Annotated in this window: 18 protein-coding genes; 16 read left to right on the top strand and 2 right to left on the bottom strand. The window is 58.7% G+C overall.

Translation table 11 applies throughout. The features are described 5' to 3' along the window. The first annotated feature begins 9 nt into the window (after window positions 1–9). The 10 genes from C7477_RS15005 (at window position 10) to C7477_RS14955 (ending at window position 17,479) form a co-directional block, all read left to right on the top strand. The gene (locus C7477_RS15005; protein WP_110753623.1) at window positions 10–930 is read left to right on the top strand and encodes a carbohydrate ABC transporter permease; all 921 of its coding nucleotides are present in this window, start codon (window positions 10–12) and stop codon (window positions 928–930) included. A gap of 5 nt (window positions 931–935) precedes the next feature. Beyond that, window positions 936–2,036 carry an ABC transporter ATP-binding protein gene (locus C7477_RS15000; RefSeq protein ID WP_110753666.1) on the top strand — a complete coding sequence of 367 codons (1,101 nt, stop codon included), beginning with the start codon at window positions 936–938 and terminating at the stop codon, window positions 2,034–2,036. Between the two features lie 198 nt (window positions 2,037–2,234). Next, on the top strand, window positions 2,235–4,727 hold the full coding sequence (locus C7477_RS14990; protein WP_110753620.1) for a beta-mannosidase: 2,493 nt from the start codon (window positions 2,235–2,237) through the stop codon (window positions 4,725–4,727). Beyond that, window positions 4,724–5,482, top strand: a complete 759-nt coding sequence (locus C7477_RS14985; protein WP_110753618.1) for a sugar phosphate isomerase/epimerase family protein — start codon at window positions 4,724–4,726, stop codon at window positions 5,480–5,482. Before C7477_RS14990 ends, C7477_RS14985 begins: the two co-directional genes overlap by 4 nt. A 98-nt stretch (window positions 5,483–5,580) precedes the next feature. Further along, on the top strand, window positions 5,581–6,720 hold the full coding sequence (locus tag C7477_RS14980) for a Gfo/Idh/MocA family protein (protein WP_110753617.1): 1,140 nt from the start codon (window positions 5,581–5,583) through the stop codon (window positions 6,718–6,720). A gap of 1,573 nt (window positions 6,721–8,293) precedes the next feature. Continuing rightward, the gene (locus tag C7477_RS14975) at window positions 8,294–10,762 is read left to right on the top strand and encodes an autotransporter family protein (RefSeq protein ID WP_181418438.1); all 2,469 of its coding nucleotides are present in this window, start codon (window positions 8,294–8,296) and stop codon (window positions 10,760–10,762) included. A 113-nt stretch (window positions 10,763–10,875) separates the two neighbouring features. Beyond that, window positions 10,876–12,207 (top strand): UDP-glucose dehydrogenase family protein, encoded by a 1,332-nt coding sequence (locus C7477_RS14970; protein WP_110753613.1) that lies wholly within the window; start codon window positions 10,876–10,878, stop codon window positions 12,205–12,207. Between the two features lie 2 nt (window positions 12,208–12,209). After that, complete coding sequence (locus C7477_RS14965; RefSeq protein WP_110753611.1) at window positions 12,210–13,634, top strand: phosphomannomutase; 1,425 nt, start codon at window positions 12,210–12,212, stop codon at window positions 13,632–13,634. Window positions 13,635–13,734: 100 nt separating this feature from the next. Continuing rightward, window positions 13,735–15,153 carry a mannose-1-phosphate guanylyltransferase/mannose-6-phosphate isomerase gene (locus tag C7477_RS14960; protein ID WP_110753609.1) on the top strand — a complete coding sequence of 473 codons (1,419 nt, stop codon included), beginning with the start codon at window positions 13,735–13,737 and terminating at the stop codon, window positions 15,151–15,153. A 352-nt stretch (window positions 15,154–15,505) separates the two neighbouring features. Then, complete coding sequence (locus C7477_RS14955; RefSeq protein WP_110753607.1) at window positions 15,506–17,479, top strand: polysaccharide biosynthesis protein; 1,974 nt, start codon at window positions 15,506–15,508, stop codon at window positions 17,477–17,479. A 292-nt stretch (window positions 17,480–17,771) separates the two neighbouring features. Here the strand turns inward: C7477_RS14955 and C7477_RS14950 are convergent, their stop codons facing one another. Then, on the bottom strand, window positions 17,772–18,323 hold the full coding sequence (locus C7477_RS14950; RefSeq protein WP_110753605.1) for a MarR family winged helix-turn-helix transcriptional regulator: 552 nt from the start codon (window positions 18,321–18,323) through the stop codon (window positions 17,772–17,774). Between the two features lie 165 nt (window positions 18,324–18,488). Here C7477_RS14950 and C7477_RS14945 point away from each other — a divergent pair, with 165 nt between their 5' ends. Beyond that, window positions 18,489–18,824: a cupin domain-containing protein gene (locus tag C7477_RS14945; RefSeq protein WP_110753603.1), complete on the top strand. Its 336-nt coding sequence runs from the start codon at window positions 18,489–18,491 to the stop codon at window positions 18,822–18,824. A gap of 39 nt (window positions 18,825–18,863) precedes the next feature. Continuing rightward, complete coding sequence (locus tag C7477_RS14940; protein ID WP_110753601.1) at window positions 18,864–19,277, top strand: VOC family protein; 414 nt, start codon at window positions 18,864–18,866, stop codon at window positions 19,275–19,277. 177 nt (window positions 19,278–19,454) lie between these two features. On the opposite strand, the gene C7477_RS14935 is transcribed toward C7477_RS14940, so the two are convergent. After that, on the bottom strand, window positions 19,455–20,435 hold the full coding sequence (locus C7477_RS14935; RefSeq protein ID WP_245411855.1) for a LacI family transcriptional regulator: 981 nt from the start codon (window positions 20,433–20,435) through the stop codon (window positions 19,455–19,457). A 628-nt stretch (window positions 20,436–21,063) separates the two neighbouring features. Between C7477_RS14935 and chvE the strand changes: the two genes are divergently transcribed. The 4 genes from chvE to C7477_RS14915 all read left to right on the top strand — a co-directional run bounded on the left by chvE (window position 21,064) and on the right by C7477_RS14915 (window position 25,764). Further along, the gene (chvE, locus tag C7477_RS14930; protein ID WP_281032550.1) at window positions 21,064–22,080 is read left to right on the top strand and encodes a multiple monosaccharide ABC transporter substrate-binding protein; all 1,017 of its coding nucleotides are present in this window, start codon (window positions 21,064–21,066) and stop codon (window positions 22,078–22,080) included. A gap of 109 nt (window positions 22,081–22,189) precedes the next feature. Beyond that, on the top strand, window positions 22,190–23,716 hold the full coding sequence (gene mmsA / locus C7477_RS14925) for a multiple monosaccharide ABC transporter ATP-binding protein (RefSeq protein ID WP_110753595.1): 1,527 nt from the start codon (window positions 22,190–22,192) through the stop codon (window positions 23,714–23,716). 5 nt (window positions 23,717–23,721) lie between these two features. Continuing rightward, window positions 23,722–24,915, top strand: coding sequence for a multiple monosaccharide ABC transporter permease (mmsB, locus tag C7477_RS14920; RefSeq protein ID WP_110753593.1), 1,194 nt, complete (start codon window positions 23,722–23,724; stop codon window positions 24,913–24,915). Between the two features lie 153 nt (window positions 24,916–25,068). Continuing rightward, window positions 25,069–25,764: a fumarylacetoacetate hydrolase family protein gene (locus C7477_RS14915; protein WP_110753591.1), complete on the top strand. Its 696-nt coding sequence runs from the start codon at window positions 25,069–25,071 to the stop codon at window positions 25,762–25,764. The last annotated feature ends 13 nt before the right edge of the window (window positions 25,765–25,777 follow it).

Below are 25,777 nucleotides of genomic sequence, written 5' to 3'. Positions count from 1 at the left end.
AGCCTGCAAATGGCGGAAGCAACAATAATTCATGCTGCACCGCACGCAAAAGCGGAGCCATGGGGTGCCCGGCCAAGACGTATGTTCGCGCCGGCTACCGTGATGGTTTACGGCGTGCTGATCGTAGCGGCGCTCTACTATCTCCTGCCGCTTTATGTGATGGTGATGACTTCGCTGAAGGGGATGCCGGAAATCCGCCTCGGCAACATCTTCGCGCCGCCCGTCGAAATCACCTTCGAGCCATGGGTGAAGGCATGGAGCCAGGCCTGCACCGGGCTTTATTGCGAGGGCATCAGGACCGGCTTCTGGAATTCGGTGAAGATCACCATTCCAAGCGCGATCATCTCGATTTTCATCGCCTCGGTGAATGGCTATGCGCTTTCAAACTGGAAGTTCAGGGGATCGGAAGTCTTCTTCACCATCCTGCTCTTCGGCGCGTTCATTCCCTATCAGGTGATGCTCTATCCGCTCGTGATCATCACCCGCGAGCTTGGCATCTTTGGAAGCCTGCCCGGTATTGTCCTCATCCATACCATTTTCGGCATGCCGATCCTGACCTTGCTCTTCCGCAATTATTTCGCCTCGCTGCCGCCTGAGCTTTTCAAGGCCGCGCGGGTGGATGGGGCCGGGTTCTGGCGGATTTTCCTGCAGATCATGCTGCCGATGTCGCTGCCGATCTTTGTCGTCGGGATTATTCTTCAAGTAACCGGCATCTGGAACGACTTCCTGTTCGGCGTGATCTTCGCCGGAACCCAGAATTTCCCCATGACCGTTCAGCTTAACAACGTCGTGAATTCGGTTCAGGGCGTCAAGGAATACAATGTCAACATGGCCGCGACGATCCTCACCGGCGCGGTGCCGCTCCTCATCTATTTCTTCTCCGGCCGCTATTTCGTCCGGGGCATCGCCGCGGGAGCGGTGAAGGGATAATGCTTATGAACGTGAACACAAATGCCGGTACAAGCGTCTCGATCAAGGATTTGTCGCTGAGCTTCGGTACCGTGAATGTCCTTAAAAAGCTCGATCTCGATATCCGGGAAGGGGAGTTTCTGGTGCTTCTCGGGCCATCCGGTTGCGGCAAGTCCACGCTGCTCAACTGCATTGCCGGGCTGCTGGATATCTCCGAGGGCCAGATCAACATCAAGGGCAAGAACGTCACTTGGGAAGAGCCGAAGAATCGCGGCATCGGCATGGTGTTCCAGTCCTATGCACTTTATCCGCAGATGACGGTGGAAAAGAACCTCTCCTTCGGCCTGCGCGTCGCAGGCGTGCCGAAGCCGGAGATAACCAAGCGCATCGCACGCGCCGCCGAAATTCTGCAGATCGAACCCTTGTTGCAGCGCAAGCCATCCGCTCTTTCCGGCGGCCAGCGGCAGCGCGTGGCGATAGGGCGGGCGCTGGTGCGCGATGTCGATGTGTTTCTCTTCGACGAGCCGCTTTCGAACCTGGACGCAAAGCTGCGCTCGGAACTGCGCGTCGAGATCAAGCGGCTGCATCACAAGCTCGGCAACACCATGATCTATGTCACGCATGACCAGATCGAGGCGCTGACGCTCGCCGACCGCATCGCGGTGATGAAGGGCGGCGTCGTGCAGCAACTTGATGACCCAATGACCATCTACAACAAGCCGCGCAATCGTTTCGTCGCCGGTTTCATCGGCTCGCCGTCGATGAATTTCATTTCCGGCCAGCTTGCCGAAAAGGACGGAAAAACGGTCTTCCGGGCCAGCGATTTCGATATCGCGCTCGATCGCTACGAGGCCGACGGCGCGCTGACGCCGGGGCGCGAAGTCGTGCTCGGCGTGAGGCCGGAACATATCCGTATCGGTGGGGAAGGCGGCGACGGTCATGACGCAATTGTCGATCTCGATGAGCCAATGGGCGCCGACAGCCTTGTCTGGCTGAAGGTGGCAAGCAAACCGCTTTCGGTACGCGTGGAATCCGGCAAGCGCTATCGCCCCGGCGAGCAGGTCAAGGTGAGTTTCAACCTGAGCATGGCCTCGCTGTTTGATGCCAAGAGCGAGGAACGTATCTAGCGTTTTCTGGATGAAATGATGCATCGCCTTCTCACCCCCCTCTGCCCTGCCGGGCATCTCCCCCTCAAGGGGGGAGATTACGCCTTCATGGACGTTCGGCATCAGTCGCTGATACTGCAGGATGAGAGCCGTGGGAACTATCAGCCAATCTCCCCCCTTGAGGGGGAGATGCCCGGCAGGGCAGAGGGGGGGTAGAACATGAACGCTACGTCTCTGCTTGCGGCCAACGAAAGCATCAACCTCGCAGGCGAATGGCGCCTTTGCGATGCGGGCGAACGCCACGACGTGCCGATGGCACTCCCCGGCGATGCCATCTCCGCGCTACACGCTGCGGGTGCGATTCCCGATCCGTATTACGGTCGCAACGAATATGATCTGCGCTGGATCGCGGAAGAAGACTGGATAGCCCGCCGAACCTTCGTCCTTCCAGCGGACGCGCCGCTTGATGGCTGGCATCTGGACGTCGATTATCTCGATACGGTCGCCGCAATCAGCATCAATGGCAAAACCGTGATCGAGGCAGCCAACAGCTTCCGCCGGTTCCGCGTGGATGTCTCCCATGCGCTGCAACCGGGCGAGAACCGCATCGAGATTCTTTTCCGCTCGAACGTGAAGGCCGGGCGCGCTTGCCAAGAGGCGCAGCCGTTCTACGTGCCTTACCACGCCGGCAATTCGCCGATTCCCAACGGCAACATGCTGCGCAAGGCCCAATGTCATTTCGGCTGGGACTGGAACATCGCCATCGCGCCCTTCGGGCTTTACGGACGTATCGTATTGGAGCGTGTGGACAACATTCACGTCGCGCAAGTGTTGGTCCATCAGGCGCATGAAGATGGCGCGGTCCGGTTGACGCTCGAGATCGAGGTGGATGCCCGGCATGGGGAGACTGTACCCTATGTCATCACGTTCGATGGGCAGGTCATATCAGGACATGCGGATGTTTCCGCTGGAACGAACTGGCTGACCGAAACCTTCACCATCGACGAGCCTAAGCTCTGGTGGCCGGCAGGCAGTGGCGAGCAGCATCTCTATCCGCTCAAAATTCATCTGGGAGGTTTGACCGAAACACGCCAGATCGGCCTTCGCCACATCGAATTGGTGACGGAGCCGGATGAGGCAGGAAACCGCTTCTTCTTCCGCGTCAACGGGCGCGAAATCTTCTGCCGCGGCGCGAACTGGATTCCGCAGGATGCGTTGCCCTCGCGGATCACGCCGGAGGCAACCGCTGGTCTTCTGCAATCAGCCGTCGATGCCAACATGAACATGATCCGCGTCTGGGGCGGCGGGTTCTATGAGCCGGACTGGTTCTACGATCTATGCGACCGGCTGGGACTGATGGTCTGGCAGGATTTCATGTTCGCCTGCAACCTCTACCCCTCGACGCCGGAATTTCTGGCGGAGGTTGACGAGGAGGTGCGCTATCAGGCGACCCGGCTTTCGCACCACGCCTCGATTGCGCTCTGGTGCGGCGACAATGAGCTGATCGGCGCGCTGGGTTGGTTCGAGGAATCGCGTGAGAATCGCGACCGCTATCTCGTCAGCTACGACCGGCTCAACCGCACCATCGAAACGGCGCTTAAGGAAACGCTTCCCGATGCCAACTGGTGGCCGTCGAGTCCATCGCCGGGGCCGATGAGTTTCGGCGATGCGTGGCATGACGATTCCTCCGGCGACATGCATTTCTGGAGTGTTTGGCACGAGGGAAAATCGTTTCACGAATATCGCAGCGTCAACCCGCGCTTCTGCTCGGAGTTCGGCTTTCAGTCCTTCCCGTCGATGTCCGTCATCCGCACCTTCGCCGAGGCAGGGGATATGAACATCGCCTCGCCCGTCATGGAGGCGCATCAGAAGAACGCCGGCGGCAATGCGCGTATCGCGGAGACGATGTTCCGCTATTTCCGTTTCCCCGAAGGTTTCGAGAACTTCGTCTACTTGAGCCAGATCCAGCAGGGCCTGGCGATCCGCACCGCGGTGGAATACTGGCGCTCGCTGAAACCGCATTGCATGGGCGCGCTTTATTGGCAGCTCAACGACACATGGCCGGTGGCCTCCTGGTCGAGCCTCGATTATGGCGGCGGCTGGAAGGCGCTGCATTATATGGCGAGGCGCTTCTTCGCGCCGGTGGCTGTCAGCGCTATTCCGGACAAAAACGGGCTGGATATTGCCTTCCATGCCGCCAATGATACGTCGCAGCCGGTCGATATCGATCTGGAGATCATCGCGCTCGATATGGCGGGCAACGCGACGCCATTGCAGCGGGCAAGCCGGACCGTGCCGACGGATCGGGCGATACCCATTGCCGGCGTCGCGCTCAATGACATCCCCGAAGGCGCGATCCTGCTCTACCGCTGGTCCGCCTCGGATGGCAGCACGGGTAGCGATCATTTCTCGCCGGTTCCCTATAAGGCACTGCCTCTCAAGGATGCCCGCATCAAGACTTCGGTGACCACGACCGCCCAAGGGCTTTCCATTTCGCTAGAAGCCTCGGCGCTGGCGCTGTTCGTCACGCTTGAATGCGAGGCGCAGGGCCGGTTTTCCGACAATGCGCTCACCCTTCATCCCGGTGAGGCCGCGACGATCATTTTCACCGCCAGCCCGCAAGAGGCGGCAAAGGCCGCCGTAACATTGCTGGTGCGCGATCTTTATTCCAGTTCCCGGACCCCCGGTCATCCAGAAGGACGTGACACATGACAGAATTTTCCTATCAGCTTTATAGCTCGCGCAATTTTCCGCTGGCTGAGACCTTCTCCATGCTGGCCAAGGCCGGCTATCGCAATGTCGAGGGCTACGGCGGGGTTTATGGCGATCTGGCCGGCTTGAAGAAAAGCCTCGCCGACAATGGCTTGGCCATGCCGACCGGTCATTTCGGCATCGACATGCTGGAAAACGAGCAGGAGCGCGCGCTCGAAATCGCGGGCACACTCGGCATGAAAGCGATCTATTGCCCCTATCTGTTGCCGGATTTTCGCCCCACGGATGCCGCAGGCTGGAGCGCCTTCGGCGAGCGTTTGCGGAAGGCCGGGGAGCCGTTCCGCAAGGCGGGCTATATCTTCGGCTGGCACAATCATGAGTTCGAGTTCGTGCCGCTTGCCGATGGTTCCGTGCCGCAACAGCGCATCTTCGATGCCGCGCCGGACCTTTCGTGGGAGGCGGACATTGCCTGGATCATTCGCGGTGGCGCGAACGCGCTCGAATGGATCGCCGCCTATGGCGACCGGATCTCCGCGGTGCATGTCAAGGATATCGCGCCGGCGGGCGAGAACCTTGACGAGGATGGCTGGGCCGATGTCGGCTACGGCACCGTCGATTGGGCTGATATCATGAAGGCGCTGCACAACACGCAGGTAGAGTATCTCGTCATGGAACATGACAACCCTGCCGACGCCACGCGCTTCGCCACCCGTTCGCTCGAGACGGCAAAGCGCCTCTGGGCGGCGCCTCAATGAAACCAGGCCCGGAAAACTAGGCCAGGAGCGGTTCGCACAAAAGGGCAGGCCGCTCTATAATTTATAAAATCTGGAATTTATGAAATCTGGAGACCCACATGGGAAAGACCCTCGGTGTCGGCATTATCGGCTGCGGCAATATCTCGACCACCTATTTGAAACTGGCGCCGCTGTTCAAGCGCATCGAAATGCGCGCCTGCGCCGATGCCAACCCCGCCGCCGCCAAATTGCGGGCGGAGGAATATGGCATCAAGGCGCAGAGCGTCGACGAGCTTCTGGCGAATGACGACATCGACATCGTCGTCAATCTCACGATCCCCGATGCGCATTTCGCGGTGACGAAACGCATCCTCGAAGCCGGCAAACATGCCTATTCGGAAAAGCCGCTGGTGCTTTCGCTGGAGCAGGGCCAGGAGCTGAAGAAGCTGGCGGACGAGAAGGGCCTCAAGGTCGGCTGCGCGCCGGATACCTTCCTCGGCGGCGCGCATCAGCTTGCCCGCAAGGCGATCGATGAGGGCAAAGTCGGCACGATCACGTCAGGCACATGCCATGTCATGAGCCATGGCATGGAGCATTGGCACCCCAATCCGGACTTCTTCTTCAAGCCCGGCGGCGGCCCGATCCTCGATCTCGGACCCTATTACATCGCCAACCTGATCAACCTCATCGGGCCGGTGAAGCGCGTGGCGGCGATCACCTCGATGGCGACGCCGACGCGCACCATCAGTTCCGAACCGCGCAAGGGCGAAACCATCCCCGTCGAGACGCCGACCACCATCCATGCGGTGCTGGAATTCGTGGAAGGCGCGACGATCACGCTTTCGGCGAGCTGGGATGTATGGGCGCACCGCCACGAGAATATGGAGCTTTACGGCACGGATGGGTCGATTTTCCTGCCTGACCCGAATTTCTTCGGCGGCGACGTAAAGGTTGGCCTCCCGGACAAGAAGAAGGCCAAGCGGCTGAAAGGCTGGAAGCATCCCTTCGGCATTCCCAATCAGGAACACCCGCAAGGGGCGATGGCCAATTACCGCACGGCGGGCCTTGCCGACATGGCCGCCGCGATCGTCGAAAAGCGCGACATGCGCTGTTCCCTCGAACGCGCCCTGCATGGGGTGGACGTGATGATGTCGATCCTGCGCTCCGGCGAGGAAAAACGCTTCATCGATCTTGAGACGACCTGCACACGGCCCGAGGCGCTGGGCGTGGCAGAGGCCAAGGCGCTGCTGCGCCATTGAGAAACCGGGCGCGCCGGAAGACGCCGGCGCGCCCGTTTTTCACTAATGCGGTTCATATTTTTACGGAATCACCAAGCGCCCCCGTGGTTCGAGGCTCATTGCGCTTCGCTCCATTCACACCTCACCATGAGGACTACTGCAGCGTTGCAACCCTTCACCCTCATGGTGAGGTGCGAGCGTAGCGAGCCTCGAACCACGGGGGTGAAGGGCGCACAGTTGTTTCCGTGTAAATATGAAATGCTCTAGAGCATTTCATTTTTAGGTTGAAACGGTGATATTCTTTTATCGGTGCGGACGGTTTCACCGTTGAGGCATGGATTCCTGTGACAAGCACAGGATGACGGCAATATGACTTTTGACACCAGCCCAAACATTTCTGCCTGCAAGACGATGAAGTTTCAGGCGAAGAACCCTCTCTTGCGTCATTCCTGTGCTTGTCACAGGAATCCATGCCTCAACCTATCCATTGACGACAACGGCGCAAAAGGACACCAAGCGATTCCATCAAAAGAGGGAGCGCTCTAGGGTCTGTCAGGCCTCAACTGAACCGCTGATAAGAGAATGACGGCGAGAGCAGCGCTGTTTCGATCCAGTTCTGACAAACTCTAAACGAAAGTATATATTGAGAAATTACAATTATACGCACTATTATTTCTTTTTTATTCTTTTTTTATTCTTTCCATTCACCATGCATCCCGCACCGAAAGCTTCCGGTGAGCTGTTCTCACCCATGAGGCAATCCATTGCATCCAATGGCGCCCGTCAATGAAGACGGACGTTGGTGTGTGAGGGCGATTGTCATGGGCCGGCCTGTTTCTCGTTCCGTTGCTGCGCTAACGGGTATTGTCGGGGTGGCGCTCCTGCAATTGCGGGGGGGGGGGGGCGCGCACTCATTCGCTTCCAGGCGTCAATTATCGTTGCAGGGACGCTCGTTGTTCCGATGACAGGCGCAACAGCGCAGTCTACCTGGACTGGAGCAGGAGCAGATGACAATTGGTATACAGCACAAAACTGGAATGGCGGCATACCCCAGACAATAGGCACTACCGCTACCTTTGGAAATGTGACGAACACGACCGCCAAAATAGACGACTATACAGAAATAGGCACAATGATTTTTGCAGTGGATGCGCCGCAATACACGTTTAATATTCTCCAAACCGCCGCCACTGGCTATCATACAATGATGAGTTTTGGAGGAGGCAATGGCATCGAGAATTTGTCATCATACACTCCTATTTTTAATGTGACCGGTGAAACTGGAGCTGCTGGTGGTGCTGACATTTATTTCACCGACACGACATCTGCCGGTAATGCCGTTTTTAGCGGCGTCAATGCGGAATTCATATTCTTCGATAATTCCAGTGGCGGCCTAGCCCGCTTCATTCTTAACCCATCCATTTTTGATATTTCAGGAACACCCGGGACCAAGGTCGGCTCCTTGGAAGGAAGCGGTGGTGTTTATCTTGGAGGCGTGAATCTGGAGGTCGGCGGCAACAATTTGTCGACAGCGTTAAACGCAGTCATTCAAAATGATAGTTGGTTTGGTACTGGAACCGGAGGAGCAGGATCCTTGACGAAGGTCGGCACCGGAACGCTGAGCTTAACGGGTACCAATATTTACACCGGCAACACAAAGATCGAAGGTGGCGCGATTCTCCTTGGCGATGGTGGCGCGTCGGGCAGCATCATGGGCGATGTGGCGCTATTTAATGGCGCCACGTTTGGCTTCAACCGCTCGGATACCGCGCTTCAATTCACAGGGCTCATTAGCGGTGACGGCAAGGTCGCGCAAATGGGATCCGGCGAGACCACGCTCACCAACATGAACAACAGCTACACCGATGGCACATTTTTCGATGCCGGGAAACTCTCTGTCTCATCGGATGGAAATCTCGGCGCTGCGTCTGGTGCGCTTGATTTCAACGGCGGTACGCTCAAGGTCACCGGCGCGACCTATACCGGCACAAACCGCGCCATCAATTGGGGCGCGCAGGGCGGCGGTTTCGAGATTGCGGAAGCCGCAAACACATTCAAGGTGACAAAAGACATCGCCGGCGGCGGCCCGCTCTCGCTGACCGGCCCCGGCACGCTCGTTCTCACCGGCGCGAACAGCTATGCAGGCACGACAATCAACAGCGGCACGCTGCAAATAGGCGACGGCGGTTCTACGGGCACGCTTGGCACTGGGTCCGTTCTCAACAACAGCGCGCTCGTATTTGATCGCGATGCCACGGCGCCGCTAATTGTTCCGGGCGCGATTTCGGGAACGGGCAGCGTCACGCAACAGGGCGCGGGAACGACGATCCTCACCGGCAACAGCAATTACAGCGGCGGCACACTGATTTCAGGCGGCGCGCTGCAATTGGGCGACGGCGGCAATGCGGGCAGCATCACAGGCGATGTCACTGTTTCAAAAGGTGCGACGCTTGCCATCAATCGCTCGGATGATCTTGATTTCACGGCGGCCATCACAGGCGAAGGGGGCGTGCGCCAGATCGGGCCTGGAACCACCATCTTCGATACCGCGCAGGATTATAGCGGGCCGACGCTGATCAGCGGCGGCGCGTTGCAGGTGAACGGCGCGCTGGCCTCGAACGTCACCGTCGCTCCGCTTGGAACGCTGAGTGGCGTTGGCAGGATCAACAACCACGTCAGCAATTCCGGCATTGTCGAGCCGGGGACGGGCGGCCTCGATCAGGCGCTCATTATCGCCGGCAATTATACCGGCAATGGCGGAACGCTCGCGCTGCATGGCGTATTAGGCGCCGATAATTCTCCGATGAGCCATCTGGTCATTGCAGGCGCGGGTCACACCGCCGGCGGCAATACCGGCATCATCATAACCAATGCCGGCGGCGACGGAGATTTGACCACAGGCAACGGTATTCCTGTTGTCGTGGCAAAGGATGGTGCCGGCATCACGACCGGTAGCTTTCATCTCGCGCGGCAAGTCTCGGCTGGCCCGTTTGAATATCTCTTGTTTCAGGGCACGCAAAAGGGCGGCGGCACGGCGGAGGAGGAGCAGAGCTATTATCTGCGCAATGAACTGAACGACAATACGCCGGTCTATAGTCCGACAGTGTCGATCCACTCCGCGCTCACCAGCCTGGGGCGCCAGCAGGACGTGACTGCGCTCGGCACGTTCCACGAGCGCAACGGCGATCAGAAACTGATCGGCCCGGCAGCCAATCGCGCGGCCTGGGGGCGGACCTTCGGACAGCGCATGGACCAAAGCTTTTCCGGCACGGTCAGCGCCAAATTCGACGGCGAAACCTATGGCCTGCAGAGCGGATTCGACGTGATGCGATGGGCGCAGCCTTCCGGCCATCAGGACCGCGTTGGTATGTTCATGGCCTATGCGCGATCCTCCGGCGAGGTCAGGGGATTCGCCTTCGGCAAGCATGATCAAATCGCCGGCGACGCCACGCTGGAGGGCATGAGCGGCGGCGTCTATTGGACGCATCTGGCGCCAAACGGCTGGTATACCGACCTGGTGGTGATGGGCACGCGCTTTGAAGGCAGCGGGCGTTCGGTTGCCGATAGCAGCATCGCCACAAAAGGCTCGGGCAGCCATATTGCTACAAAAGGCTATGGCATCACCGTGTCGATCGAAGGCGGCTATCCGATCGCGCTATCGGACGATGTGAAAATCGAGCCGCAAGCGCAACTGGTCTATACGCATACCGACATCAACCGCGTGAGTGATGCCTTCTCGCAGGTCGATTACAACACGCCCGACGCCATGATGGGCCGCATCGGCTTCCGCCTGTCGGCCGATAGCCTGTCATCCACATTACTGCGCCCTTATGCCAAGGCAAATATCTGGCAGGACTTTACACCGACCGATACGATCTATTTCGATCATGACGAGGCGGTGAAGTCACGCGCCCGCGCCACGACGCTGGAAGTAGGCGGCGGCGTTGTCTGGCAATTCGCGGCGAATATGGGTCTGTGGGTAGACGCCGCCTATACCCGCGATGTCGGCGGCGACAATCGCAAGGGCGTGCGCGGCGATGCAGGATTGCGCGTGACATGGTGACTTTCCGCGCTGATGCGCCCCTGCAGATCCCGGCGGTCTAAAATTCGGCTTTGACCCACACGGCGATTTTCCATAAACACGAATTTCCAAAGAAAATATGCGGATTTGAATAAATGAATATATCGATGATCGGGACGGGATATGTCGGGCTCGTCTCCGGTGTCTGCTTCGCTGAATTTGGCTTCCCGGTGAGCTGCGTCGATTTGAACGCGGGGCTGATCGCGCGGTTGAATGCTGGCGAAGTGACGATCTTCGAACCAGGCCTGGACGAGCTGATGGCGCGCAATATTCGCGATGGCCGGCTGTCCTTCACCACCGACCTCGCAGCCAGCGTAGCGGAAGCTGATGTCATCTTCATCGCAGTCGGCACACCGTCGCGGCGCGGCGATGGCGAGGCTGACCTGCAATATATCGAGGCGGCGGCCGATGCGGTGGCCGCGGCGATGAAGCCGGGCGCGGTGATCGTCATCAAATCGACGGTGGTGGTCGGCACCAATGCGCGCATTCGCGACCGCATCCGCGCGGCCCGTCCGGACGTCGCGTTCTCCATGGTGTCCAATCCGGAATTTTTACGCGAAGGCTCGGCAATCGAGGATTTCATGCGGCCTGATCGCGTGGTCGTCGGCGTCGAGGATGCGCGTGGACGTGAGGCCATGCGCCGCGTCTACCGGCCGCTCTATCTGCGCGAGACGCCGATGGTTGTGACGACGCTGGAAAACGCCGAAATCATCAAATATGCAGCTAATGCGTTTCTGGCGATGAAGGTGACCTTCATCAATCAGGTTGCCGATCTTTGCGAGCAGGCAGGCGGAAATGTCCAGGAGGTGGCGCATGCCATCGGCATGGACAAGCGCATCGGAGCGAAGTTTCTGCACGCGGGACCCGGCTTCGGCGGCTCATGCTTTCCCAAGGACACACGCGCCTTCGCGGCGACAGGGCGGCGTTTCGATGCGCCACAGACCTTGATCGAAGAGGTCGTGGCGGTCAATGAGGCCCGCAAGCAGGCCATGGCCGCACGCATCGTCGAAGCCGCGAGGAAGACCGGAGCGCAGAGCGTCGCTGTTCTCGGCATCGCCTTCAAGCCCAACACCGACGATATCCGCGAATCACCGGCGCTCGATATCGTACGCGCCATCCAGAAGGCGGGGCTCACGGTGCGCGCCCACGATCCGGAGGCGATGAATGCCGCTCGCACCGTATTGCCGGACGTGATCTGGTGCGCTTCCGCCTATGAGGCGGTGGAAGGCGCGGGCGTCGTGGCGCTGCTGACTGAATGGAACGCTTACCGCGCACTCGATCTCAAGAAGATCGCCGATCTGATGGCTGGAAATGTATTGTTCGACATGCGCAACGTCTATAAGCTGGAAGATGTTGCGGATACCGGTCTCGATTACAGATCGGTGGGCAATGGCGCTGTCTCCATAACTCCGAAATCGATCACGTGACTATGAGCGGTTTGAAATTTGGAACAAGCGGCCTGCGCGGGCTTGTCACAGAGCTCGGCGATGAGGTCTGCGGGGCCTATACGGTTGCTTTTCTGAAACATGTGCAAAAGCGTCATGCCGTTGCGCATGACGGTGTTTTGCTGGTCGGTTACGATCTTCGCTCCAGCAGTCCGCGTATGGCCGCTGCCGGCATGAGCGCGGCGAGAAGCTTCGGAATGCGCGTGGAAAACTGCGGGCCGCTACCAACGCCCGCATTGGCTCTTCGGGCTATGATATTGGGCGCCCCGGCCATCATGGTGACGGGCAGCCACATCCCCGCCGACCGCAACGGCCTGAAATTCTACCGCCCCGATGGCGAAATCGACAAAGCGGACGAGGCGGGAATTCTGGCGTTTCTTGATTCGCAAAAGCCCCCCGCCGCGAACAGCGATGTCGCCGTCTCCGATGAGGCATTGCGAGCCTATGCCGGGCGCTGCGCATCGCTCCTGTCGCCGGGCGCACTTGCCGGCAAGCGGATCGGTGTCTACCAGCATAGCTCCGTCGCGCGCGATCTCATGGTTGAAATCTTGCAAGGCACGGGGGCGGAAGCGATCGGTGTCGGCCGTTCCGACATCTTCGTTCCCGTCGATACGGAGGCGCTTCGCCCCGAAGATATTATCTTTGCCGAACAGACCTGCCGGGCGTTGAAACTCGACGCGCTCGTCTCGACCGACGGCGACGCGGACCGGCCGTTGATCGCCGATGAAAACGGCAATTTCCTTCGCGGCGATATGGTCGGATTGTTGACCGCCCGCTTCCTTGAAGCCGATGCCGTAGTCACGCCGGTTACGTCCAACACGTCCATCGAGCAGTGTGGCTTTTTCGATCGTGTCTACCGTACGCGCGTCGGCTCACCCTACGTCATCGAGGGCATGGAGAAGGCGCTTGGCGATGGCTGTAAACGTATCATCGGCTTCGAGGCCAATGGCGGCGTGCTGCTTGGCGCACCGGCGGCGGTCGACGGGCGTGTGATCGACGCCCTGCCGACCAGGGATGCCATGTTGCCGATCCTCTGCGTGCTAGGCATGGCCGCGAGGGAAGGCACATCCTTGTCGAGGCTGGTCGAGCGGCTACCGGCGCGCCATACCGGCAGTGGCCGGCTGGAACATGTGCCGGCGGAAAAGAGCGGCGCATTCCTGAAAAGTCTGGAGAACGCGCAAGCTCTGCGCGCATTCTTCGCCGATGCGGGAACGGTACGCGATAGCGACCGCATCGATGGCATGCGCGTCGTTCTCACGAACGGCGACCTGATACACTACCGCTCTTCCGGCAATGCGCCTGAATTACGATGCTATACGGAAGCAGGATCCCGGGAACGCGCCGCGGAGCTCCTGGTCTGGGGACTGGAGCGAGCAGCGCGCGCATTAGAGCACGATTCGAAAAAATAGTAGACTTTCCGAATAAAATTGTACGGTTTAAATAATAGGTTGGATTGGAATAGCCGGCCCGGTTTAATCCCATCCCGTCTAATGGCAAGGAGCTCTCGCAATGACTAAGATCATACCGGCGATCATGGGCGGAGGCGTGGGCGCGCGGCTATGGCCCCTTTCGCGGGAAACGCACCCCAAACCATTCATCAGGCTTGCCGATGGAAAAAGCCTTTTGCAGCATACTTTCCTCAATGCCGCCGCGCTTCCAGGTGTCGAGCGGGTGCTGACGATTACCAATCGTGAGCTCTTCTTCAAGACGGAAGATGAGTATCGCGGACTGAATGTTTCCGGCATCGAATCCACCTATCTTCTGGAGCCCGTGGGCCGTGATACGGCCGCCGCCGGCGCCATCGTCACTCTGCATGTGCAACAGGTTTTTGGCGACGACGCGGTCATCATGCTTCTTCCGGCGGATCACATGATCCGGGAGGGGGATGCCTTCCGCGCGGCGGCTGCAAAAGCTATCGCATTGGCCGGGACCGGACGGCTGGTGACGTTCGGAATCGAGCCGGAGTATCCGGAAACCGGCTATGGCTATATCGAGGCTGATGGGGAGAACGTGGTCCGCTTCGTCGAGAAACCCGATCTGGAGCGCGCCAGGGAATATCTCGCCTCGGGGCGCTTCTATTGGAATTCGGGCATGTTCTGTTTCACAGCGGGCACCATGGCGCGGTTGATGGAAGAACATTGTCCCGATATCCTGGCCAAAAGCCGGGAAGCCCTGCTTGCAGCCCGGCATTCATCGGTGGCGAGCGGCCTCAGGATCGAGCTGGACGCGACCGATTTTTCGCAGGTACCGAAGAAATCAATAGACTACGCAATCCTGGAAAAGGCCGGCAACATCGCGGTCGTCGGCTGCGATATCGGCTGGAGCGATATAGGTTCGTGGAAAGCGCTTGCCGATCTGACGCAGCCCGACGACAAGGGCAACCGGATTAATGGCGATACGGTGCTCCATGATACCGAGGGCTGCTATATCAACAGTTCGGAACGTCTTATTGGTGTCGTCGGCGTGAAAGACCTGATCATTGTCGATTCGGCGGACGCCATATTGGTCGCGCACAAGGATGAGGTGCAGAACGTCAAGCAGCTCGTCACGCAGTTGAAGGAACGCGGCCACGAAGCGCACAATGTGCATAGGACCGTGCATCGGCCCTGGGGCACCTACACGGTGCTCGAGGAGGGCGAGCGCTTCAAGATAAAGCGCATCGAGGTAAAGCCAGGTGCAAGCCTCAGTTTGCAGATGCATCATCACCGTTCCGAGCACTGGGTGGTGGTGAGCGGCACGGCAAAAGTTGTGAACGGCGATCGCGAGATTATCCTGACAACCAATGAATCCACCTATATTCCCTGCGGCACAAGGCACCGCCTTGAAAACCCCGGGATCATGCAGCTCGTGATGATCGAGGTTCAGAGCGGGGATTATCTGGGCGAGGACGATATCGTGCGCTTCGAGGACGTCTATGGGCGCCGTTAAAGGATCAAGTACGGGTGAAGTTTCAGTGCCTGCGATACATGATTTCGACGATAAGACCTGAAGCACCTCAAGTATAGGTTAATGTATTATAAAGCGTTACTTCTCAATGGGGTAAAAGGGTGTTGAAGCGTTTGCGGCAGCGTTCCGCCCTGGTCGACGCTCGCATGTTATTTCTTCCTTTATCAAAATTGTGAGGCACGATGGTGCGGTGCATGGATGTGTTTCAAGCCCCTCTCTGGCATGATAGCTATGATTTCCCACGGCGGATGCATTTTACCGCTTTGGAACGGGATGGTCTTCATTGTAGACGAGAGATGGCGGGATATCATTGGCACGAACGGAGCGAATTTTGATGCCGAGACAAGCCCTTGTGGTTTCGTTGCTAGCCCTCCCGCGTTTGACGAAACGCCTGATTGCCATGATGGTCGACGCCAGCCTGTGCGTGCTTACTGTTTGGTTGTCCTACTGTTTCCGTCTGAACGAGTGGGTCGTATTCGAAGGCGTGCGTTGGCTGCCGGTCATTGTTTCGCTCAGCCTTGCTCTTCCGATTTTTATCGTCACAGGACTTTATCGAGCGATCTTTCGCTATGTAGGCCTATCGGCGTTCATAGCGGTCTTGAAGGCCGTCGCCATTTACGGTCTGGCTTTCATGACGGTGTTCACCGCCATCAGCGTTCCCGGCGTTCCTCGAACGATCGGTATTATGCAGCCGCTGCTTTTGTTGACAGCCGTCGGGCTTTCGCGTCTGGGCATTCGCTACTGGCTGGGAGATGCCTACCGGCGTAATCTTAGCAAGCACACGCTCACCAAGGTGCTGATCTATGGCGCCGGCCCGGCCGGCCGCCAATTGGCGGGTGCTCTTTCAAGCAGCGCAAAGCTCAAGGCTGTCGGCTATCTCGACGACGATCCGCGGCTGAAAGGCGGCATCATGGGTGGGCTGCCGATCTACGATCCCGCCGACCTGCCCGTACTTGCAGCGACCAGTGGCATTCGCGATGTTCTGCTCGCGTTGCCGTCGGTCAGCCGGCAGCGACGCAATGAGATACTCGATGAGATGCGCAAGGCGAGGGTCACCGTGCGGACATTGCCGGATTTGACGGCGCTGGCCCAGGGACACGTGACGGTTTCCGATATTCGCGAACTGGAGATCGAAGACCTTCTGGGGCGCAACGCTATCGGGCCGCATCAGGCGTTGCTCGAGAAAAAGAGCCGCGGCAAGGTGGTGATGGTGACGGGAGCCGGGGGATCGATCGGCAGCGAGCTGTGCCGCCAGATACTCAAAAGCGGACCGTCGCATCTCATTCTCGTCGAGCACAGCGAATTTGCGCTTTATACGATCGATGCCGAATTGACGAAGCTCGCGGAAGCGTACGAGCTGGCGGATGTGCTGGTATTACCGATCCTCTGCTCGGTGCGTGACGGTCATCGCATGACGCAAATCATGCGCAGTTGGCGCCCGCATACCGTTTATCATGCGGCCGCTTACAAGCACGTTCCGCTCGTCGAGCATAATCCCGCCGAAGGGGTCCGCAACAATATCATGGGAACGCTGGAAACTGCGCTGGCAGCACGAGAGTGTGGCGTTTCCGATTTCGTTTTGATCAGCACCGACAAGGCCGTCCGGCCGACGAATGTCATGGGCGCAAGCAAGCGGATAGCGGAAATGGTGCTGCAGGCGCTCTCGGCGGAGCAGCTCGCCGGCCGGCCACGCACCAATTTCTGCATGGTTCGGTTCGGCAATGTCCTTGGGTCATCCGGGTCCGTAGTGCCGTTGTTTCGTCAGCAGATACGCGATGGCGGCCCGATCACGCTTACGCACGCGGAAGTCACGCGCTATTTCATGACGATCCCGGAAGCGGCCCAGCTTGTCATTCAGGCTGGCGCCATGGCCGAAGGCGTCGACGTATTCCTGCTCGACATGGGCGATCCGGTACGCATTGCGGATCTGGCGCGGCGCATGGTCGAACTCTCCGGCCTGACGGTACGGGATGAGGACCACCCGGATGGGGACATCGAACTCGCCATTACCGGCCTGCGGCCTGGTGAAAAGCTCTACGAGGAATTGCTGATAGGCAATAATCCCGAACCGACAGAACATCCGAGGATCATCAAGGCCAAGGAGGATTTCCTGCCCTGGCCAGAATTGTCAAAGCGGCTGAAACTGCTGGACGCCGCGCTCGACCGCAACGATATGGTAACGGTCCGCGCTGTGTTGGCGGAACTCGTATCGGGTTACACCCCCGCCGCCATTATCAACGACTACGCACTTTCCGAGTACCAAGCCGACGCCCCACGACAGTTCGACACCAGGCGAATAGTGGCATGAATTCTTCCGTATTTGAGTCTCACATCCGGAGCGGTTTCCGTTTGATTGAATCGGGGAACCGTTCCCACTGTTTGTCTTACGAAATTCCGCCTAGAGGTTGCCAGAACTAGCTTGAAACAGCGCCCTCTCTCTCGCCGTCATTCTCGGGCTTGTCCCGAGAATCTACCGTGGCCTAATCTGTCAGGACGGTTATCGCTTATCTTTTCCTGATGGCAGATTCTCGGGACAAGCCCGAGAATGACGGCAGGACCAAGCGCCTTCTCTTATCAGCGCTTCAGAGGCCTGACAGACCCTAGGTTTCCCGCCTCGCGGGCGCCAATTCAATCTCAATTCCTGCTATCAATTTTCCCAGAAGCCCGGCGAGCGCTTCGCGCTCTTGTCCGTCCAGCGCTTGCAGGAAACGGGCCTCACTTGCCATGTCCGCGCGGAAAGCCTCTTCCGCAAGCGTCTTGCCGGCTTCGGTCAAAGCCACCAGAACGCTGCGTCCGTCATGCAATGCCTTCTCGCGGCGGATCAGCCCGGCTTTCTCCAACCGGTCAAGCCGGTGAGTGAGTCCGCCGGAGGAAATCATCAGCGAGGAATACATCTCCGTCGGCGTCAGGCGATATGGCGGCCCGGAACGCCGCAAGGTCGCGATCACGTCGAATTCGCCGCGATCGAGTCCGAAGCCGGCGAAGGTTTCCTCGATACTGGGGCGCACAAGGTTCGTTAGCCTAAAGGCCCGCCCCAGGATCGTCATCGGTTCGGTATCGAGATCGGGCAGTTCGCGTGCCCATTGCCGGCGCAGCCGGTCGACATGGTCGCCATCGGTGCGATCTTTGTTCTCGTCGGTCCCGTTCGTCATTCTTTTCCTCAAGCAATCGATTTGCCACGCGAAACATACACGTCACGGTTCGGTTCGGAAAGATATCTCGACGCGAAGAGATATATCTTGACGAGAAGAGAATTTTCAGCGATATATCTTCTCGTCGAGATAGTTCAAGCCCGCAGCGCGAAAAGGAGGTTCAGCATGTTCAAGATCCATCGTCATCAGAAGCCGCATCCCGGCCAAGGTCGCACGGTTCGTTTCGAAGGGCGCGATCTCGGCGGGCCGGTGTCATTTTTCCTGGTCGATGCCGAGCCGGGCCGAGGATCGTCCCTGCATATGCATCCCTATTCAGAGACCTGGATCGTCAGGAAAGGCGAGGCCGAGTTTACCGTGGGCGGCGACAAAACGCGCGCTTATGCGGGAGATATCGTTGTTGCCGTCGCCAATGTTCCGCATCGCTTCGAGAATATCGGTGCTGAGCGGCTCGAACTCGTGTGCATTCATCCATGCGACACGATCATGCAGCAGAACCTGTAAAATCCATCAACTATACCTAAACCCAAAAGGAGAACCGCAATGCCCAAGATGATCTTCTTGAATCTGCCCGTGAAGGATGTCGCCGCGGCAACCCACTTCTACGAGGCGATCGGTTGCGCGAAGAACGAACAGTTCAGCGATGAGAAAGCATCGTCGATGGTCTGGTCGGATACGATCACTTTTATGCTCTTGAGGCAGGATTACTTCGAGACATTCGTCACCAAGCCGATCGCCAATTCACACGAGACGGTCGCCATGCTGATCGCTCTTTCATGCGACAGCCGTGAAGCGGTGGACAGCATCACCGAGGCGGCGGCGGCGGGCGGCGGCAAGATAGACCTTCGTGAGCCGCAGGAATTAGGTTTCATGTATGGCCGCACATTCGCGGACCCCGACGGCCATGTCTTCGAGCCGGTCTGGATGGATATGGGGGCGGCTTCGGGGAGCGAGTAGGACCGGATTTTGGTTTTCCTATTCAATGGATTGCCGCCAAGCGCCCTCGTGGTTCGAGGCTCATTCCGCTGCGCTCCATTCGCACCTCACCATGAGGGCTACTGGAGCGCTGTTGCCTTCACCCTCATCCTGAGGTGCGAGCGCAGCGAGCCTCGAAGGGCGGAGGGTGAAGGCTAATCAGCCGATGCTCTGCAGCTTGCCCGGATCGACGCCGGCGATTCGGGCAAGCACGGCCTCGGCCAGCTTGCGGCCGGCCAGCTGGAAGCTTTCATTGACGACGATGAGTTCCGGCCGGAACCAGGGCAGGATATCGAAAGACTGTTTCGAGGCAACATCGACATCTAGCCCCAAGCGAAGCCCCGCCGATTCCAGCCCGGTCACGGTTGCGATCGTGGCCGCGCTGGAACCACATATGATCCCATCAGGATGGTCGGCATGTCGCATGACCGCTTCCACCTGCCGTCGCAACAGTTCGAGCGGCGTATCGATATCGACCCCCGGCAATATGGTTCCGGTGCCGCCGCTTGTCCGCACACCATCGAAAAAGCCTTTCACCATGTGCCGGTAATAGGTCAGGTGGGCGGGTGGCGTCACGATCGCCAGCCGCTTGCGCCCGCGCTCCGCCAATCGCATGGCGACATCCCGCGCGAAACTGTAATTATCGAAATCATGAAACGGATGCTCGATGCCCATGTCGGTTCGGCCATGGGTAGCGAAGGGTACATTGTGCTCGGTCAGATAGCGCACGCGGGCGTCATCCGGCTCCATGCGGGAAAAGATGATGCCGTCCGCCGACCCCGTCTCGACGATATAGCGGATCGGCTCCATGGGGTCCCGGGAATGAGAATAGGGCGTGACGATCAAATGATACTGGGTTTCCGCCAGCACCTCGGAAACGCCATGCACGACATGGGAGGTGAAGCCCATGATCTCGTCCTGCGTGTTGAGGACGAGGGCGATGACATTGGTCTTGCCGGTGCGCAACCGAACCCCGGCGCGGTTGGGCCGATACCCCACCTGCCGCGCGATCAACTGGACACGCTTGCGGGTCTCTATGCCGATTTCCGGCGCATCTTTCAGCGCGCGGGAAACGGTTGTGACGCCAAGCCCCGCCATGAAGGCGATGGTTTTCAGTGTCGGGCGGTCATTCTCTTGCATTATCTGGCCTTCCGGCCTGCGGCTATCTGTTTCACTCTTCATATGCAAGGGCCTTCCACCTTTTCCCGCAGAATGGCGGTTTAACGCCTTCGGCACATGCTCGCTTTGTCTCACCCGACAAGTTTTCCCCAGCTTCGTTGAAAGGCAAGAGCGGGAAGGCTCGTTTGAGTAACGGCCTTTCATTTTTGCGTCATTGTTCACGAGAGGCGTTTTCTCCACGGCAAATGTGCCGTAAGAACCTTGAAAAATCTTAGCGAAAACCAGTATCGATGTGGCGGGAAAATAGGTTGAGGAATGTCTGTCATTGCCAGTTTTGGTGGAATGAACATACCGGCATCTCCATTTCAGTTGACAAACGAGCCGTTTTAAAAAATCATATCATATAATTTAAATCCGGGAGGCGGCGACATTTTCCCTGAGCGCTTATCGCGTTCGGTCCTGTATTCAGGGCCGAAGGGAAGGGATTTGCCAATAACCGGATTTGGGTGGGATCGGTCGTCCCTGTTCTCCAGCTAAAACCATCCGGTTGCGGCTTGAGGCGGGTGCGGCTGAAATGCGATCATCAACTGGGAGGATACCCGTGAAAATACTCAAGACTGCTTTGGTGGCGCTTCTTTCTGTCGCCTGGATGGGGGCTACCCCCGTTCTTGCGCAGGAGAAGGGGACGATCGGCATCTCGATGCCGACCAAATCGTCGGCGCGCTGGATCGCCGATGGCGACAACATGGTGAAGGTGCTGCAGGACCGCGGTTACAAGACCGACCTGCAATATGCCGAGGATGATATCCCGAACCAGCTGTCGCAGATCGAGAACATGATCACCAAGGGTGTGAAGGTTCTCGTCGTCGCCGCGATCGACGGCACCACGCTCTCCTCCGCCCTGCAGCAGGCCCATGACGCCGGCATCAAGGTCATCGCTTACGATCGCCTGATCCGCGACACGCCGAATGTCGATTATTACACGACGTTCGACAATTTCCAGGTCGGCGTGCTCCAGGCGAAGTCGCTGGTCGACGCGCTCGGTCTGCCGGATGCGAAGGGCCCGTTCAACATCGAGCTGTTCGGCGGCTCGCCTGACGACAACAACGCCTTCTTCTTCTATGACGGCGCAATGTCGGTTCTCCAGCCCTACATCGACAGCGGCAAGCTCGTCGTCCAGTCCGGCCAAACCGGCATGGACAAGGTCGGCACGCTGCGCTGGGATGGCGCGACCGCGCAGGCCCGCATGGATAACCTGCTTTCGGCCTATTACACCGACAAGAAGGTCAATGCCGTGCTGTCGCCTTATGACGGCATCTCCATCGGCATCCTCTCCTCGCTGCGTGGCGTAGGCTACGGCACCAAGGACCAGCCGTTCCCGTTCGTCTCGGGCCAGGATGCGGAAGTTCCGTCCGTCAAGTCGATCATCGCAGGCGAGCAGTACTCGACCGTGTTCAAGGATACGCGTGAGTTGGCCAAGGTTACGGCCAACATGATCGACGCGATCGAGACCGGCAAGCAGCCTGAGATCAACGACACCAAGACCTACAACAATGGCGTCAAGGTGGTTCCGGCCTATCTGCTGAAGCCTGTTCTGGTGACCAAGCAGAACTGGAAAGACGTTCTGATCGGTTCCGGTTACTACAAGGAAGACCAGATCCAGTAAGGATCAGGATGCTGGGCCTCGGATTTGATCCGGGGCCCTTCCTGCCGCTTCATCGCCCGCCTGAACGGCCGGTGTGAAGGCGGCTGATTACATGCGGGTGTGGGTCAGGATGGACACGATCCTTGAAATGCGGAATATCTCCAAGAGCTTTCCCGGTGTGAAGGCTCTGGATAACGTCAATCTTGCCGTAGCCAGGGGCGAGATTCATGCCGTGGTTGGAGAAAACGGCGCCGGCAAATCGACCCTGATGAAGGTGTTGAGCGGCGTCTATCCCCATGGCAGCTATGAAGGCCAGATCGTCTATAATGGCGAGGAACAGCGGTTTCGCGGCATTCAGGACAGCGAACGCCTCGGCATCATCATCATTCACCAGGAGCTGGCGCTCGTTCCGCTGCTTTCGATTACCGAGAATCTTTTTCTCGGCAATGAGCAGGCGAAATACGGCATCATCGATTGGCACGTCGCTGAGAAGCGGACGCGCGAGCTTCTGAAGAAGGTCGGGCTCAATGAAGACCCGCAGACGCTGATCACCAATCTGGGTGTCGGCAAGCAGCAGATGATCGAGATCGCCAAGGCGCTCTCCAAGGAAGTGAAGCTGCTCATCCTCGATGAGCCGACGGCGAGCCTGAACGAGAAGGACAGCGACGCGCTGCTGGAGCTGCTCCTGGAGTTCAAGGCGCAGGGCATTTCCTCGATTCTGATTTCCCACAAGCTCAACGAGGTGGAGAAAGTCGCCGACCGCATCACCGTGTTGCGCGACGGCACGACGGTCGAGACGCTCGAAAAGGACGACATCAGCGACGAACGCATCGTTACCGCCATGGTTGGCCGCGAATTGTCGGACCGCTATCCGAAGCGGACGCCAAAGATCGGCGAGAACCTGTTCGAGGTGAAGGACTGGGTCGTCTATAACCAGCACCATCCCGACCGCCAGATGATCAAGGGCATCAATCTCAATGTCCGCGCGGGCGAGATTGTCGGCATTGCCGGGCTGATGGGCGCGGGGCGCACCGAATTTGCCATGAGCGTCTTCGGCAAATCTTACGGGCGCAAGATCAGCGGCGAGGTCTTTCTCCATGGCCGCAAGGTCGATGTGTCCACGGTCAGCAAGGCTGTCCAGAACGGCATCGCCTATGCGACGGAGGACCGCAAGACCTACGGTCTCAACCTGATCGACCACATCAAGCACAATGTGACGCTTGCCAATCTCAAAGGCGTGTCGAACGGTGGCGTCATCGATGATTTCGCCGAATTGAAGGTCGCCAACGATTATCGCAACATGACCAAGATCCGTTCGTCGAACGTCTATCAGGTAACCGGCAATCTCTCCGGCGGGAACCAGCAGAAGGTCGTGCTCTCGAAATGGCTGTTCGCGGGGCCTGAGCTTCTCATCCTCGACGAGCCGACGCGCGGCATCGATGTCGGCGCGAAATATGAGATTTATGAAATCATCAACAAACTGGCGAACGAAGGGAAGGGCATTCTGGTGATATCGTCGGAAATGCCGGAACTTCTCGGCATATGCGACCGCATTTACGTGATGAATGAGGGCCGCCTCGTCGGAGAAATGCCAGCCAGCGAAGCCAGCCAGGAAAAGATCATGCGAACGATCATCCGCGCTGAGGGAAGGGTCTAAGAACTATGAGTGATATCGCATCTGCCGAAACGAAACCGGCGCAGCCCAAGCAGTCGCTGTCCGCATACGCCAATTTCCGCGACTTCGGGCTGGTTGCGGCACTGATCCTGATCATGCTGTTCTTCCAGTACACGACGGATGGCACGCTATTCCGCCCGCTGAACCTCACCAATCTGGTGCTGCAGAACAGCTATATCATCATCATGGCGCTCGGCATGCTCCTGGTGATCGTGGCGGGGCATATCGACCTGTCGGTCGGGTCGGTCGCCGGCTTCATCGGCGCTCTGTCGGCGATGATGATGGTGCAATGGGGTGTCCCCGTCGTCCCGGCGATTATCGTCTGCCTCATCATGGGCGGCGTCATCGGCGCGGCGCAGGGCTATTGGGTCGCCTATCACAAGATACCATCCTTCATCGTCACGCTCGCGGGCATGCTGGTATTCAGGGGCCTCATGCAGGCGCTTCTGGGCAACCGGTCGATCGGCCCGCTTCCGCCGCAGTTCCAGTTGCTTTCCAACGGCTTCATTCCGGACTTCTTTCCCGGCTACGGCATTCACATGACGACCATGCTGATCGGCATCGCGCTTGTCGGCTGCGTAGTCTGGTCGAGCGCGCGCAACCGTATCAAGCGCGAGCAGAACGGCTATGATTCCGAGCCTTTTGCGCTCTTCGCGGCCAAGAATATCATCATGGGCGGCATTGCCCTGTGGCTGTGCTATCTGCTGGCGACCTACAAGGGCTTGCCCAACGTGCTCATTGTCATGGCGGTGCTGATCGGGCTTTTCGCGTTCGTCACCAAGCACACCATTATCGGCCGCAGGATTTATGCCATGGGCGGTAATGAGAAAGCGGCGAAACTCTCCGGCATCCGCACCGACCGGCTAACCTTCCTCACCTTCGTCAATATGGGCGTTCTGGCCGCGCTGGCGGGCTTGATTATCGCTTCGCGCCTCACCACGGCGACGCCGAAGGCGGGCCTGGGCGCCGAACTCGACGTTATCGCGGCGGTGTTCGTCGGCGGCGCGTCCGCCATGGGCGGCGTCGGACAGGTACTGGGAGCCGTCATCGGCGCCGCCATCATGGGCGTCATGAACAACGGCATGTCGATCATGGGCATCAATGTCGACTGGCAGCAGGTGATCAAGGGACTGGTGCTGCTGTTCGCCGTGGTGTTCGACGTCTACAACAAGAACAAATAATTCCGGTCTTTGGAGTTTATGATTATGCATCGGCCCGGAACCTCTGGTTCTCGGGCCGATTGCATTTGAGCCGGTCTCTTCCAAGAATGCTTCCATCCGGTCATTTATGGTTCTAAAGATTGCCCGACATTCGCAAGTAAAGAGGCCAGACCCGTGCATCACCGAGAATATCTCTTCGCGCCGCTGCTGCGGCCCACGCTGCCTGTCGTGGGCAGCGACGCGCTGTTTCCGATCCACCGCATTTATTGCGTCGGGCGCAATTTCGCCGACCACGCCATCGAGATGGGCCATGATCCGAACCGCGAGCCGCCATTCTTTTTCCAGAAGAACCCGGATACGATCGTGCTTTCAGGGGAGGATTTTCCCTATCCGTCCGAGACCAATGACGTGCATCATGAGATCGAGCTCGTTGTGGCGCTGGACAAGGGCGGCATAAATATCCCGGTCGAAAACGCGCTGGAGCATGTCTATGGCTATGCCGTCGGCCTCGATATGACGCGGCGCGATTTGCAGGGCGAGGCCAAGAAGCTGGGCCGCCCATGGGAAACCGGCAAGGCATTCGAGGCGTCGGCGCCTTGCACGCCGCTCATCCCCGCCGCGCAAGTCGGCCATCCGGCAAAAGGCGCGATCTGGGCCAAGGTGAACGGCGAGCCGCGCCAGAGCGGCGACCTGGCGCAAATGATCTGGAAGGTGCCGGAAATGATCGCCTATCTCTCCCGGCTCTTCACGCTTCAGCCGGGCGACCTGATTTTTGCCGGCACGCCGGCCGGCGTCGGCGCGGTCAAGCGCGGCGACATCATCGATGGCGGCATCGATGGACTAGGCGAAATCCGCACCCGCGTGGTTTAATGAACCGGTAACC

Origin of the sequence: Paramesorhizobium leguminum (assembly GCF_003217235.1) — a bacterium.
In the GTDB taxonomy this organism is placed as follows: Bacteria; Pseudomonadota; Alphaproteobacteria; order Rhizobiales; family Rhizobiaceae; genus Paramesorhizobium; species Paramesorhizobium leguminum.
The sequence above is the reverse complement of the archived record's forward strand: the minus strand, read 5'-3'. Positions and strand labels throughout refer to the sequence as shown.